This window comes from Mycobacterium sp. JS623 (genome assembly GCF_000328565.1).
GTDB lineage: Bacteria > Actinomycetota > Actinomycetes > Mycobacteriales > Mycobacteriaceae > Mycobacterium.
The window spans coordinates 4,068,486-4,081,752 of the sequence record NC_019966.1; the positions used below are offsets into that span (position 1 = coordinate 4,068,486).

General features: G+C 64.5%; 14 protein-coding genes and 1 pseudogene. 6 read left to right on the plus strand and 9 right to left on the minus strand.

Going from position 1 to position 13,267, the window contains the following annotated elements; translation table 11 throughout:
- Window positions 1–11 precede the first annotated feature (11 nt).
- The 3 genes from MYCSM_RS19975 to MYCSM_RS19985 are packed head-to-tail and all read right to left on the minus strand — an operon-like array spanning window position 12 to window position 2,394.
- Window positions 12–893, minus strand: a complete 882-nt coding sequence (locus MYCSM_RS19975) for an SPFH domain-containing protein (protein ID WP_015307975.1) — start codon at window positions 891–893, stop codon at window positions 12–14.
- Between the two features lie 20 nt (window positions 894–913).
- The gene (locus tag MYCSM_RS19980) at window positions 914–1,339 is read right to left on the minus strand and encodes a RidA family protein (RefSeq protein ID WP_015307976.1); all 426 of its coding nucleotides are present in this window, start codon (window positions 1,337–1,339) and stop codon (window positions 914–916) included.
- Window positions 1,336–2,394, minus strand: coding sequence for an acetamidase/formamidase family protein (locus MYCSM_RS19985; RefSeq protein WP_015307977.1), 1,059 nt, complete (start codon window positions 2,392–2,394; stop codon window positions 1,336–1,338). Before MYCSM_RS19985 ends, MYCSM_RS19980 begins: the two co-directional genes overlap by 4 nt.
- A gap of 185 nt (window positions 2,395–2,579) precedes the next feature.
- Here MYCSM_RS19985 and MYCSM_RS19990 point away from each other — a divergent pair, with 185 nt between their 5' ends.
- Together MYCSM_RS19990 and MYCSM_RS19995 are read left to right on the plus strand one after the other, a co-directional pair.
- Complete coding sequence (locus MYCSM_RS19990; protein WP_015307978.1) at window positions 2,580–2,879, plus strand: hypothetical protein; 300 nt, start codon at window positions 2,580–2,582, stop codon at window positions 2,877–2,879.
- 166 nt (window positions 2,880–3,045) lie between these two features.
- On the plus strand, window positions 3,046–3,978 hold the full coding sequence (locus MYCSM_RS19995; RefSeq protein WP_015307979.1) for an alpha/beta fold hydrolase: 933 nt from the start codon (window positions 3,046–3,048) through the stop codon (window positions 3,976–3,978).
- A gap of 2 nt (window positions 3,979–3,980) precedes the next feature.
- Here the strand turns inward: MYCSM_RS19995 and MYCSM_RS20000 are convergent, their stop codons facing one another.
- The 6 genes and pseudogenes from MYCSM_RS20000 to MYCSM_RS20025 all read right to left on the minus strand — a co-directional run bounded on the left by MYCSM_RS20000 (window position 3,981) and on the right by MYCSM_RS20025 (window position 9,122).
- Entirely contained in the window at window positions 3,981–4,460 is a 480-nt protein-coding gene (locus tag MYCSM_RS20000) for a nuclear transport factor 2 family protein (RefSeq protein ID WP_015307980.1), read from the minus strand.
- Complete coding sequence (locus tag MYCSM_RS20005) at window positions 4,457–5,323, minus strand: TIGR03619 family F420-dependent LLM class oxidoreductase (RefSeq protein WP_015307981.1); 867 nt, start codon at window positions 5,321–5,323, stop codon at window positions 4,457–4,459. The genes MYCSM_RS20000 and MYCSM_RS20005 overlap by 4 nt, the downstream gene beginning before the upstream one ends.
- Window positions 5,324–5,340: 17 nt before the next feature.
- Window positions 5,341–5,858 (minus strand): annotated as a pseudogene (locus MYCSM_RS20010) (SDR family NAD(P)-dependent oxidoreductase); the annotation flags it as partial.
- On the minus strand, window positions 5,846–6,700 hold the full coding sequence (locus MYCSM_RS20015; RefSeq protein WP_015307982.1) for a mycofactocin-coupled SDR family oxidoreductase: 855 nt from the start codon (window positions 6,698–6,700) through the stop codon (window positions 5,846–5,848). The pseudogene MYCSM_RS20010 and the gene MYCSM_RS20015, both read right to left, overlap by 13 nt.
- The gene (locus MYCSM_RS20020; protein ID WP_015307983.1) at window positions 6,697–7,500 is read right to left on the minus strand and encodes a mycofactocin-coupled SDR family oxidoreductase; all 804 of its coding nucleotides are present in this window, start codon (window positions 7,498–7,500) and stop codon (window positions 6,697–6,699) included. The genes MYCSM_RS20015 and MYCSM_RS20020 overlap by 4 nt, the downstream gene beginning before the upstream one ends.
- Entirely contained in the window at window positions 7,500–9,122 is a 1,623-nt protein-coding gene (locus MYCSM_RS20025) for a flavin-containing monooxygenase (RefSeq protein ID WP_015307984.1), read from the minus strand. Before MYCSM_RS20025 ends, MYCSM_RS20020 begins: the two co-directional genes overlap by 1 nt.
- Window positions 9,123–9,251: 129 nt before the next feature.
- On the opposite strand from MYCSM_RS20025, the gene MYCSM_RS20030 reads away from it, so the two are divergent.
- The 4 genes from MYCSM_RS20030 to MYCSM_RS20045 all read left to right on the plus strand — a co-directional run bounded on the left by MYCSM_RS20030 (window position 9,252) and on the right by MYCSM_RS20045 (window position 13,220).
- Entirely contained in the window at window positions 9,252–9,554 is a 303-nt protein-coding gene (locus tag MYCSM_RS20030) for a 2Fe-2S iron-sulfur cluster-binding protein (protein WP_015307985.1), read from the plus strand.
- A gap of 93 nt (window positions 9,555–9,647) precedes the next feature.
- Window positions 9,648–10,829 (plus strand): acyl-CoA dehydrogenase family protein, encoded by a 1,182-nt coding sequence (locus MYCSM_RS20035; RefSeq protein ID WP_015307986.1) that lies wholly within the window; start codon window positions 9,648–9,650, stop codon window positions 10,827–10,829.
- Window positions 10,830–10,848: 19 nt separating this feature from the next.
- Window positions 10,849–11,757: a biphenyl-2,3-diol 1,2-dioxygenase gene (gene bphC / locus MYCSM_RS20040; protein ID WP_015307987.1), complete on the plus strand. Its 909-nt coding sequence runs from the start codon at window positions 10,849–10,851 to the stop codon at window positions 11,755–11,757.
- Window positions 11,754–13,220 (plus strand): FAD-dependent oxidoreductase, encoded by a 1,467-nt coding sequence (locus MYCSM_RS20045; protein WP_015307988.1) that lies wholly within the window; start codon window positions 11,754–11,756, stop codon window positions 13,218–13,220. The genes bphC and MYCSM_RS20045 overlap by 4 nt, the downstream gene beginning before the upstream one ends.
- The last annotated feature ends 47 nt before the right edge of the window (window positions 13,221–13,267 follow it).

Sequence of the window (13,267 nt, forward strand, 5' to 3'; positions counted from 1 at the left end):
GTCTGCGCGCACTAAGCGTTTTGGCCGCGGCCCACCACGGGCCCGTTGAGCTCGATGCCGCGTGCGTCGTCTGGCACCGTGGGCGCCGTCAGTTCGGGCGTCTCGGGGTCGGCAGCCTTGTCGTCCTTCTCCGGTGTCGAGCGCTCCAGGAATCGCAGCAACTCGACCGGGAACGGCAAGATGAGCGTCGAGTTCTTCTCGGCGGCGACCTCGACCACCGTCTGCAGCAGGCGAAGCTGCAGAGCCGCCGGCTCCACGGACATCACCTCGGCGGCCTGGGCCAATTTCTCAGACGCTTGCAGTTCTCCGTCGGCGGTGATGACGCGGGCCCGTCGCTCGCGCTCGGCCTCGGCCTGCCGGGCGATCGAGCGCTTCATCGAGTCGGGCAGCACGACGTCCTTGATCTCGACGCGGTCGATGTGGATGCCCCAGCCCAGAGCCGGGCTGTCGATCAGCAACTCGAGGCCTTGGTTGAGCCGCTCCCGGTTGGACAGCAGGTCGTCCAGGAGGCTCTTGCCGATGATCGACCGCAGCGACGTCTGCGCGACTTGCGCGACCGCTGACATGTAATCCTGCACATCGACCGCCGCGCGCACCGGATCCTCCACCTTGAAGTAGATGACGGCGTCGACGCGGACGGTCACGTTGTCGCGGGTGATGCCGTCCTGCGCGGGCACCGGCAGCGTGATGATCTGCATGTTCACCTTCTGCAGGCGGTCGACGATGGGGATCAACATCGTCAATCCCGGGGGGCGGACGCGGCTTTGCACCCGGCCGAAGCGATAGACGACGCCGCGTTCGAACTGCTTGATCACCCGGATGTTCTGCAGCGCTGCCCACAGCAGGCCAATTCCGGCGGCCCCGGCCGCTGCAAGTGTGTAGAGGATGGTCATGGTGTCCTCCTCGACGGACCCTATGACCCGATTGTGGTCCCCCAACCGTCGCTTCGCCAGCACACCCAATCGATTTCGACAAGAGCACCCACGGCGAGCCCGCTGACGCCGACACACGTCCGTGATGGCAGCCGGTCACCGAACCAGGCCGCGTAGGCGGCGTTGAACGCGCCGTAGTCGTTCCAGTCGAGAAGGTAGGCGCGCACCGAGACGACGTCGGCCAGTCCCCCGCCGCACAATTCGGTGACGCGCATCAGATTACGCAGCACCTGGTCGGTCTGGATCGCGACGTAATCGCCGACGAGGGCACCGGTGACGTCGGTCGGCATTTGGCCGGTCACGTACAACGTGGGACCTGCGGCAGTGGCGTGGGCGAACGGCGCGACAGCCGGCGGCACTCCGTCGGCGGGAGTGAACGTGAACGAGCGAATCCCGTTGTCGCTCATGCAGATATCTCCGCCCAGCGCGGAAAGCAGCGCTTGTCGATGCGGCCATGCACGCCCTGACGCTGATCCACCACCTGGGTGACCGTGAAATCGGCGGCGACGGACATGAATGAGTATGCGTCGGCGCGCGAAAGCCCAAGATAGTTCTGCAGAATCGCGTGGGTGCGCAACGCCGCGGTCTTCATCGCCTCGTCGAGGGTGTCGCCGAAGCCGTGCACCAACAACTCGGTCGCTGTCTCGAGGACGGGGACGGTGAACGGCAGGTCACGACGAATTGTCAAGCGCAGCAATCCATTCAGCGATGCTTCAAGCGCGGTTCCGCTGATTTCGCCGTCGCCCTGGGATACGTGCGGGTCACCGATGGACAGCAGCGCGCCAGGCACCTGCACCGGGTAATACATCGTCCCGCCCGCACCGATGCGCCAGTTGTCGACGTTGCCGCCGTGATCACCGGGGGGCACCGACGACACCCGCTCCGGCGCGGCAGGCGCGACGCCCATGGTGCCGAAATGCGGGCGCAGAGGCACGACCACGCCGGGAAGTGCTGGCTGGCGTGCGTCCGGGTCAGGGCTGACGATCGTGCCGGGTTCGTTGGCCAGCGGCGTCGCGGTCCAGTCGTAGCCGAACAGCGCTCGGCCCAGGCTGGCGTGGGCGTCGAGTTCGTAGACCGTGACACGTTCCACGGGGATCTCTCCGTAGAGATAGCCCCAGTGCGCCGCGAGGTTGGAGCCGTAGGGCAGTCGCGGGGTGGCCTCGAGGATGTCGACCTGCAACACGTCGCCGGGACGGGCACCGTCGACGGCGATCGGGCCGGTAAGCAGATGCGGACCCGGGCCGCGGTCGGTGATGCGGTCGAAAATATCGGTGATGCCCGCGTCCATCAGCAGATCAGGCGCGTCCCCTGCGTGGTGGGTCAGCGTCTCGATGGACACCAAATCGCCGGGGGCGACGGTCAAGACCGGCTCGAGACGTGGGTCGAAGTAGCCCCAGTGCACGGTCGACGGAATCGCGGGAAGCCGGTGGACGGTGGCCGATGCGGCGGGGCTGAGCACCATCGGATGATCATGCCAGCAGGTCGCGATCGCGTCCTCTCAAGCAGGCACGGCGTCAACAGATTTATTACTGCCAACTGCAGTTCAAATCCTGCCAGTGGAATTAAAGCCGTGATCTTGAGAGTTGAAGTGGTCAGCTGCAGCGAACCGAAACAAATGAAGAAGCACGAAAAGATGAGGGCACCCCAATGAAGAACTTCGGATTCGCAACTCTAATCGCGGGCGGATTGACCGCCGCGATCCTTGGCCTGGCCGCACCGGCGAACGCCGCTCCCACCGGTCCGGGCAACGCCCAGGACACCATCAACCAGCTGCAGGCCGACGGCTACAACGTGATCGTCAACCGCGTCGGCACGACGCCGTTGGACCAGGCAACCGTGGTCGCGGTGCGGCACGGTCAGACCTACAGCCGGACGGATTCCGGAAACCCCGGTGACAGCTTGCAAACCACCGTCACCGACAAGACGGTCTACGTCGACGTGAAGTAGATCGCCCAAAACGCAAGGGGCACCCCCACAAGGGGTGCCCCTTCGTCACTTCTATAGGGACGGCTGCCCGGCGATTGACTTCACGTCGACGCCGCCGACTGAATCACCAACGAATTCGGCGTTGTGGGCGCGCGTGAAATGGTGTAACCGAAGAGCGTCCCGATTAATGGGAGGCCCAGTCAGCGGAACACCGCAGCGTCGGTCGGTTCGGGCGTGGCAGGCTGGCCAGGTGACTCGCTCATCCGAACTCGCCGCCGCCGTCGAGCAGGGCCTTCGTGAAATCACCACTCCAGCAGGCGTCCTGCGGTACTACGACGCCGGCGCGGGCTCCACGCTGTTGTTCTTGCACGGCTCGGGGCCCGGTGTGACGGGCTGGCGCAACTTCCGAGGCGTGCTGCCCACGTTCGCCGATCGGTTCCGCTGCTTGATCCTGGAATTTCCCGGTTTCGGCGTCAGTGATGACTTCGGCGGGCATCCGATGGTCACAGCTCAGGGAGCAGTCGCCCCGTTCCTCGATGCCCTCGGTGTCGAGCGCGTGGACATCGTCGGAAATTCGATGGGCGGCGGGGTAGGCATCAACTTCGCCATCCACCACCCCGACCGCATCGGCAAGCTGGTGACGATTGGCGGCATCGGTACCAACATCTTCAGCCCCGGCCCCAGTGAGGGGATTCGGCTGCTTCAGGCGTTCACTGAGGACCCGACGCGGCAGCGCCTCGTCGACTGGCTCAATTCAATGGTGTACGACCAGAGTCTGGTCACGGAGCAACTGATTGAGGAGCGCTGGCAGCTCGCCACCGATCCAGAGACGTTGGCATCGGCGCGCCGGATGTACGGCAAGGCGGCGTTCGCGCAGATGATGGCGATGATGAAGACCGCCGATGTGCCGATGCCATGGGCGCAGATGCACAAGGTGGCCGCGCCGACGCTCCTTACCTGGGGCCGTGACGACCGCGTGAGCCCGTTGGACATGGCACTGATCCCGATGCGGACGATCCCGAACGCCGAACTGCACGTCTTCCCCAACTGCGGGCACTGGGCGATGATCGAGGCCAAGGAGGCGTTCGAGAGTACGGTGCTAGCCTTTCTGACACGCTAGCGCTACAGCGTCGCCCGCTCACCGGCCAGTCCGGCCCGCAGAAGGCCGTGTGCCTCTGGATTTCCGTTGAGCAGGCGGCTGGTGCGAGCAACGATCTTCCATCCCGCATCGAGGCGGTCCAGTTCGAAATGGTTTGCAGTGGCGCGCCATACGACGTATTCATCGCCGCGGCGCAGCAGCACCAGCGACTCGCACATCGCGACTGCGGTGTTCCCTGTGACAGTGATGACGCATGGTCCCAGAAAGTGGCAGCAGCCGGTGGCCACCAGGTCCCGGTGGGACTGCGAACTCACCATGGCGTGAACGTCATCGCGGCTGTCCATGCGCCAGCCCTCTACGTCGTACGTCCCATCCTGCGTCCACAGGTTTGCTGCGGAATCGGCGTTGGCAGAATCGACCGATGGTCCGTAAGAGGCGATGAGGCGGGCGATTTCACGCTCGTCTTCGAGTCGCTGTAGCCGTAGGTGTAGGTCATCCGTCATATGTTCTCCTCGATATCGGCGGCGATATCCATTAGCCGCTCGAGTTGTTCGCAATAATGGTCTGCCGATTCGGCACGCACGGAACAGGTGACTGTGGTGGCTCCGGCGTCACGCAGCGCCTGCAGTGCACTTCGCACGTTGGCCGGGTTGCCGTCAGGATCGACGGCCTTTGGCGCGGCCAGAACGAGCTCGAAATCCGTTGGCAGCTCTATGTCGGCCGTCATTCTTGCGATCTGGTCGTTCGTCAGCCCGAACGGCATCCACCCGTCGGCGAGGCGGACGGCGCGGCGCAGTGACGCAGCAGACCTGCCGCCGACCCAGATCGGCACGCGGTCCTGCTGCGCGCACGGTTCGACGATCACGTCCTCATACTGGTAGAACCGTCCACGATACCGCGGAGTCGAGGTGGACATCGACGCCCGGATGGCCGCGATCGCGTCGTCGGCGCGGGCGGCGCGCGCTTCCCAGGGCGCATTGAGTAGCTCGAATTCCTGTCTGAGCGAACCGATTCCGAGTCCCAAGATCAGCCGTCCACCGCTGACACTGTCCAGGGTGCCGTAGCGCTTGGCGATCTCGAGCGGGTGGTGGTAACCGAGTACCAGCACGGCCGTCGCCAGTTTGATGCGTTGTGAGTGCGCCGCGAGAAAACCAAACGTGGCCAACGGATCCCAGTACACCGCGCCACGGATGTCGGCATCGACCCGCGGGATCGCGACGTGCTCCGAGCAGCTCAGGTGGTCATAACCGAGGTCGTCCGCAACCCTCGCGATTCGGGCGAGGTCGTGGATGGTCGCAGTAGACTCCCAGCGAGACGCCACCCCGGGGACTTGCACGACGATGGGCGTGGACAGTCCGATCCGCATACCTATATACGCAACTGCTCCAACCACAGGCTTTCGGCGAACATCCGGCTAAACGCCTTGGCACCGGCGTAAATCGAATGCCGCACCGCACCCATATAGCCCGACAGCGAGCCGACCAGCACGATGCCGCCCCGACCACGGTTCACCATGGCACGGCCGTAATGCTGCACCAGCTCCAGCATGCGAGTGACGTTGAGGTCGGTAACCCTCTGGAACTGCGCCAGGTCCGCCTCCAGAAACGGTTCGTTGCAAGTACTGGCGCCCGCGTTGTAGATCAAGAGCCCGACATCCAGGCCGGAGGTAGCAGCTACTATCTGCGAAACCGATTCGACGTCAAGCAGATCCAGAGTCAGTGCGCGCACCTGCGCGCCGAGATCGCGGCAGTGCCCGGCGACGTCTTCCAATGGCCCTGGCTTGCGCGCGACCAGTACCAAGTTGAAGCCTCCTCGGCGAGCATCCTGGCGAACTCGGCTCCGACGCCCTCAGGGCCACCGGCAATCACCGCCCACGGCCCGTACTTCGTCAAATCCGCCATCGATTCTCCTGTCTCTGCGTCGCGCCGGCGTCTACCGGCAGTGTGGCCGCGGTGATATAGCGCGCCTCGTCGGACGCCAGAAACAGGCACGCGTTCGCGACATCGATCGGCTCCACCCATGGGATGTCGAGCATGTTCATGGTCCTGGCCGCTTCGGCGAACTCCTCCCGAGTTGGTACGCGGTCGAGGTCGGGCCGGAACGCACTCGCTACTGCGGCATTCTGGATCAGCGGTGTGTCGACATTTGTCGGATGCACGGAGTTGACCCGGATGCCATGTGGTGCAAGCTCATTGGCGATACTGCGCATCAGGCCGACAACACCATGCTTGGCCGCGGTGTAGTGCGCCACACCGAGCAGGCCACGCAGCCCGGCGATCGAACTCACCAGGATTATTGCTCCGGATCCGCGGGTGATGAGATGTGGTGCGGTGACCTTGCACGTTCGCCAGACGCCGGTGAGATTGACATCAAGCATGGTCTGCCATGCCGCCTCCGACAACTCCGTCGCCAATCCACGAGACGTGATACCCGCTGTCGCACAGACGATGTCAAGGCCGCCGAATGCTTCCACTCCAGCTTCGGCAGCCCACCGCAGCTGATCTTCGTCTCGAACGTCGGAGATGTTGGTGACGATCCGACCGCCGGCATCACGAACCAGTCGTGCGGTCTCGTCGAGGTCCTCGGCTGTCGACGCCGGCACGGCGACGGTATCGACCGGTTCACAGATGTCCAGCGCGATCACGTCGGCGCCCTCCTGGGCGAACCGCAGGGCCTGGGCCCGCCGGATCCCGCGGGCCGCTCCGGTGACCAACGCGATCTTTCCCATGAGGCGGCCTGTCATGTCGTCTTCTGCGTCAGTCCGGCATCGACGACGAGCTGGGTTCCCGTGATGTAACGGGCGTCGTCAGACGCCAAGAACACCACTGCATTCGCGACGTCAACCGGCTCCACCCAAGGCACGGGGAGCAGGTTGCGCGCCTTCAGAATTTCGGCGGCATCCTCGGCGGTCGGATTCGGCAAGTCAGGTCGCAGCCGTCTGTAGGTCGCCTCGTTGAGCGCCATCGTCGTGCCCACCGCACCGGGATGCACGGTGTTCACCCGAATCCTGCGCGGGCCGAGTTCGTTGGCGAGGCTGCGCGCCAGCCCCACGACCGCATGCTTGCTCGCGGTGTAGTGCGCGGTGTTAGCGGTCCCGCGTAAACCGTTGGTGGAGCTGATGATCACCACTGAGCCGCCGTCTTCACCGATGTGTGGCACAGCCGCCTTCACTGTGTGCCATACACCGGTCAGGTTGACGTCGAGTGTGCGGCGCCACGCGTCCTCGGTGAGCTCCCACGTCGGCGCGCCCGCAGTGTGGATGCCGGCGTTGGCGATGACGACGTCCACCCGACCTAGGTCGGCAATCCCATTCGCAACCGCCGCCCTCAGCGCTTCGAAGTCGCAGACGTCGGCCAAGCCGGTCACACAGCGCCTTCCGCGTTTCTCGACCTTGGCTGCCGTGATTGCCAGATCCATTGCAGCGGAGGCAATGTCGATCGCAATGACGTCGGCGCCCTCGTCCGCGAATCGCTCACAATGGCTACGGCCCGTCCCACGACCAGCACCGGTCACCAGCACCACTTTGTCGAGCAATCCGGACATCACGGCGCCTTGACGAGGCTGAAGCCTTTGTAGCCGGCGGCGGCGACCTCGGCACAGATATCGTTATAGACGGCGAATCCACCGATGAACAACATGAACACTCGCGGCTTGCCCGGCACGTTGGCTCCGATGTACCAGGAATTGGCTTTGGGGAACAGGGTGGCGTCGGCACGTTGGGCACATTCGGCGATCCAGTTGTCCACCGCGTCCGAAGTGGCCTCGATTGCGGTGCAATCGTGCGCATCCAGGTATGTGATGCAGTCAGCTATCCAATTGACGTGCGCCTCGGCATGCAGCACCATGTTGGCCAGCACCGCGGGTGCCCCGGGACCGGATACCAAGAACAGGTTGGGAAAGCCGTCCACACCCAACCCGAGATACGTTCGCGGGCCATCCGCCCAGTCGTCGCGCAGCGCTTCCCCACCGCGACCGACGATGCCGATGTTGGCCAGCGCCCCCGTCATCGCGTCGAACCCCGTTGCCAGCACGATCGCGTCGACATCGTAATGCGCGTCGCTGGTGTTGATTCCCTTCGCATCGATCGAGTCGATCGGCGTCCTGCGCACGCTGACAAGTTCCACGTGGGGCTTGTTGAATGTCTGGAAGTAATTGGTGTCGGTGCAGATTCGCTTGGTGCCGATGGGATGATCGTTCGGTATCAACAGATCGGCGACCTCTGGGTCGTCGATGACAGCGCGGACCTTTTCCTCGTAGAACTTCCTTGCCTCATCGTTGGCCACCGGATCGATCATCTGATCGGAGAAGGTCTTGGAAAACAGCACACCGCCGAGCTGCCAACGCGTCTCGAACGCCTCGCGCCGCTCCTCGGGGGAAGCCTCCATCGTCAGTTTGGGATGCGCCAGATGCGGTGAGCCGCCGCCGCTTCGCCAGGACAGTCGCCGTCGCTCGTCGTAGTTCGCCTTGTATGCGGCGATATCGGCGTCCGTAAGCGGTTTGTTGCCCGCGGGGACGCTGTAGTTCGGTGTGCGCTGGAAGACGTAGAGCGCCTTGGCCTGTTCGGCTATCACAGGAATCGACTGAATGCCAGAGGATCCCGTGCCGATGACCGCGACGCGCTTGCCGGTGAAGTCCACGCGTTCATGGGGCCATTGCGCTGTGTGGTAGAGCTCGCCGGCGAACGTGTCCAGGCCGGCGAACTCGGGTGTCATGGCCGCCGAGAGTGGACCGGTCGCCATGATGCAGAACCGCGCGGTGACAACTTCACCACTGTCGGTGCTGACCGTCCAGTGCAGCGTGCTCTCGTCGAGGACCGCCGCGGTGACCCGCGTGCCGAAGGTGATGTCGGGCCGGAGGTCGAGTTTGTCCGCGACCCATCTCAGGTACTGCAGAATCTCGGCCTGGGTCGCATACTTCTCGGTCCACGTCCACGCCTGCTGCAGCTCGTCGGAGAACGAGTAGCAGTAATCGACACTTTCGACGTCGCACCGGGCACCGGGATAACGGTTGTAGTACCACGTGCCGCCAACGTCGGGAGCCGCCTCGAACACCCGTACCGCGAGCCCTTGTGAGCGCAACTTGTGCAACGCGTAAAGGCCGGCGAATCCCGCGCCGACCACGACGGCATCGATGACGGGCTGCTGCGGATCTGCCGAGACGGTCACGACGCCACGCTAGGTCGTGACGGCGCATTCACCCCTCTGGTTTCCCGGTGACTGGACGCCGTGACGGCGTTCTCCCAGTCATCGGGCGCGGCTGCCGGCATCGGCGGATCCCCTGACCAAACTCGCCCCATGACCTCCGTCGGATCAAGCGACACCCGAGTCGACGCCAGAGCCGAGGTCGATCTGGATGGCACCCGCCACAGCCTCCGCTGGGCGCGTGACAAGAGCCTGGTCGACACCATGCTCGATGCGGGAATCGATGTCCCTCACTCCTGCCGGGAAGGGCACTGCGGCTCGTGCGTTGCCACCGTGGTCTCCGGTGAGGTCGACATGGACCGCTGCGACATCCTCGAGCCTTCGGACCTCGCCGATGGGCTCATTCTCGGATGCCAGGCCCGGCCGGTGAGCGACGATGTCCACATCGAGTATTAGGCCTGGATTGAGTCCGCTGACCGGGATTGGCCCCGGTTCGGCCATCACCTGCGGTAGACCATTAACCACGCCCAGACAGTTAGGACAGAGCGAATGAGCGAGCGCGTACTCGACCGGGTGATGGACCTGGCGGACCAGTTCAAGGAAATGGCGGTCGAGGCCGAGAAGATCGGGCAGCTGCCCGACGCCACCGTCAAGAGTATGAAATCGATCGGCTCGATCCGCTTGCTACAGCCCGAGAAGCACGGCGGACTAGAGGTCCATCCCCGCGAGTTCGCGGAGACGGTGATGGCCACCGCGGCCCTCGACCCGGCAGCCGGCTGGATCAACGGCGTGGTCGGGGTGCATCCCTATCAGCTGGCTTACGCCGATCCACGCGTCGCCGAGGAAATATGGGCCGACGACATCGACACGTGGGTCGCCTCGCCCTACGCCCCCCAGGGCGTGGCTCGGCCGGTCGAGGGTGGGTATATCTTCAACGGTCGCTGGCAGTTCAGCTCCGGCACCGACGCATGCGATTGGATCTTTTTGGGCGCCATGCTCGGCGACGACGATGGCAAGCCGTTGATGCCGCCCCAGATGCTGCACATGATCTTGCCGCGCAAGGACTACGAGATCGTCCCGGACTCGTGGAACGTGGTGGGCCTGCGGGGCACCGGGTCGAAGGACATCATCGTCAAGGATGCGTTCGTTCCGGCGTATCGAACGATGGACGCCATGAAGGTCATGGATGGCACCGCCCAAATCGAGGCCGGCATGACCAAGACCCTCTACAAGATGCCTTGGTCGACGATGTTCCCGCTGGGAATCAGCTCGGCCACTATTGGCATCTGTGAAGGTGCTCTTGCCGCGCACCTGGACTATCAGCGCGAGCGCGTTGGCGCCAACGGCACTGCCATCAAAGATGATCCGTACGTCATGTATGGCGTCGGCGAGGCGGCGGCCGACATCAACGCCGCCCGCCAGGAGATCCTCGCCAATGTCGACCGCATCTTCGACATCGTCGACTCAGGCGCCGAAGTGACTTTCGCCGACCGCGCCGCGGGCCGGCGCACCCAGGTGCGGGCCGTGTGGCGGGCGGTGTCCGCGGTCGACGAGATCTTCGCCCGCTCCGGCGGCAATGCGCTGCGAATGGACAAGCCGCTGCAACGGTATTGGCGCGATGCGCACGCCGGTATGGCACATGCCATCCACGTGCCAGGCACCGTGTACCACGCCTCCGCGCTCAGCTCGCTGGGCATCGATCCGCAGGGTCCGTTGCGGGCGATGATTTGAGGATTTAGGGATTTTGTCGATGAGTGATCTGAAAAGCCTTGGGTACGTCAAGGTTCAGGCGACCGACATGGCACGGTGGCGACAGTTCGCATTCGACGTTCTCGGCTTCGCCAAGGGTTCGGGCCCCGACGAGGATGCGCTGTATCTACGCATGGACGAACGCGCCGCGCGAATCATCGTGGTGCCCGGGGAAACCGACAAGATCGTCACCGTCGGCTGGGAGGTTCGCGATCACGCGGCGTTGGAACGGGTGAAGGCAGCGCTAGGCGAAGCGGGTATGCCGGTCAAGGAACTTTCGCAGACCGAGGCCGACGCGCGTCGCGTCGAGGAGGTCATTGCGTTCGACGATCCAGCGGGCACGTCGACTGAGGTCTTTCACGGCGCTGTGTTGGATCACAGCCCGGTGGTGACTCCGTTCGGCGCCAAGTTCGTCACCGGCGCGCAGGGGCTGGGCCACGTCGTGCTGCCTGCCCTCGATGTGCCCGGGCTATTCCAGTTCTACACAGAAGTATTGGGTTTCGTGTCCCGCGGTGCGTTCCGGGTCCCGACTCCGCCGGAATTCGGCCCCCTCCGCGTCCGTTTCCTCGGCCTCAACCAACGCCACCACAGCCTGGCGATCTGCCCGGCGATGACTCTGCGCGACCCCGGCCTCATTCATCTGATGGTTGAGGTCGACAGCCTGGACGCGGTCGGGCAGGCGCTGGACCGGGTCAACAAGGACGGCTTTCAGTTGTCCTCCACATTGGGCAGGCACACCAACGACAAGATGGTGTCGTTCTACGTCCGCGCGCCGGGCGACTGGGACATCGAGTTCGGCACCGATGGTATGCGGGTCGACGAAACGTATTACACCGCAGAGGAAATCACCGCCGACAGCTATTGGGGCCACGAATGGGTATCCGACCTGCCAGCGGCCATGCGGCCATGACAGACAACGACCTCATCCCCGTCTCCGTGTCGTCGGTGAGCGACTGGGACCACGAAGCCGATGTCGTAATAGTCGGTTACGGCATAGCGGGCGCCGCAGCCGCGGTGGAGGCTGCGCGCGGCGGAGCCGATGTTCTGGTGCTCGAACGCACTGGGTCTTGGGGCGGCGCAGCGGCGATGGCTGGCGGGTTCATCTACCTCGGCGGCGGCACACCGATCCAAAAGGCGTGCGGCTTCGATGATTCCGTCGACAACATGGCCGCCTTTCTCAATGTGGCGATGGGTCCCGGGGCCGACCAGAATCGCATCGCAGACTATTGCGAGGGCAGTGTTGCCCATTTCGACTGGCTGGTCGGATGCGGCGTGCCTTTCAAACCAGAGTTCTGGGGCGAGCCAGGCTGGGAGCCACCGGCCGATCAGGGACTGATGTTCACCGGCGGGGAGAACGCGTTCCCGTTCAACACGATCGCCGAACCGGCTCCGCGCGGCCACATCCCGCAGATGTCCGATAAGCGCGCCGGTGAGAAGAGCGGCGGCTACATGCTGATGAAGCCACTCGTAGAGACTGGGGTCGCCGCCGGCGTGCGATCGCTCTATGACACCCGCGTGGCGTCGCTGGCCGTGGAGTCCGACGGCCGCGTGGCCGGGCTGATCGCCCGTCAATACGGCAAGTCCTTCGCAGTCCGCGCACGACGGGGCGTCGTCCTGGCGGCCGGCAGCTTTGCCTACAACGACGCGATGGTCGCGCAGTACGCGCCCCGGATCGCGGGCCGACCGGCAGCATCGATCGAACAGCATGACGGTCACGCGATCCGGATGGCGCAGGCACTGGGGGCTGACCTCGCGCATATGGACGCCACCGAGGTCGCGTTTCTGATCGACCCGCAGCAGACGGCACGCGGCATCCTCGTCAACGGGCGCGGGCAGCGCTATGTGCCCGAGGACATGTACTCCGGGCGCATCGGGCAGCTCACGCTCTACCACCAGGACGACACTGCGTATCTGATCATCGACGGCGATGCGCAGGAGGAGGCGAACGCCGCCACCTCCGCCACACCATTTCTCAAACGCCCTGCGACATGGGTATGTGAGACGGTCGCGGAACTCGAGCAAGAGATCGGCCTACCGACCGGGTCACTGCAGGCCACAGTCAGCGCGTACAACGACGCCGCCGCCCGCGGTGAGGATCCGCTGTTGCACAAGAAGCCAGAGTGGTTGCGCCCCATCGGTTCTCCCGTCGGAGCCATTGACATGCGCGCCAGCTGCGGAGGCTTCACCCTCGGCGGCCTGCAGACCTCGCTCGACGGCGAGGTGCTGCATGTCAGCGGTAACCCAATCCCCGGCCTCTACGGGGCGGGCCGTTGCACCGCCGGCGTAGCCGCGTGGGGGTACGCCAGCGGCATATCTCTTGGTGACGGCAGCTTCTATGGCCGCCGTGCAGGCCGATCCGCCGCCAAGGGCTGACCTGCCCTTTTCGCTTCGGCGAACGTTCCTTAACTCCCGAAATTCTC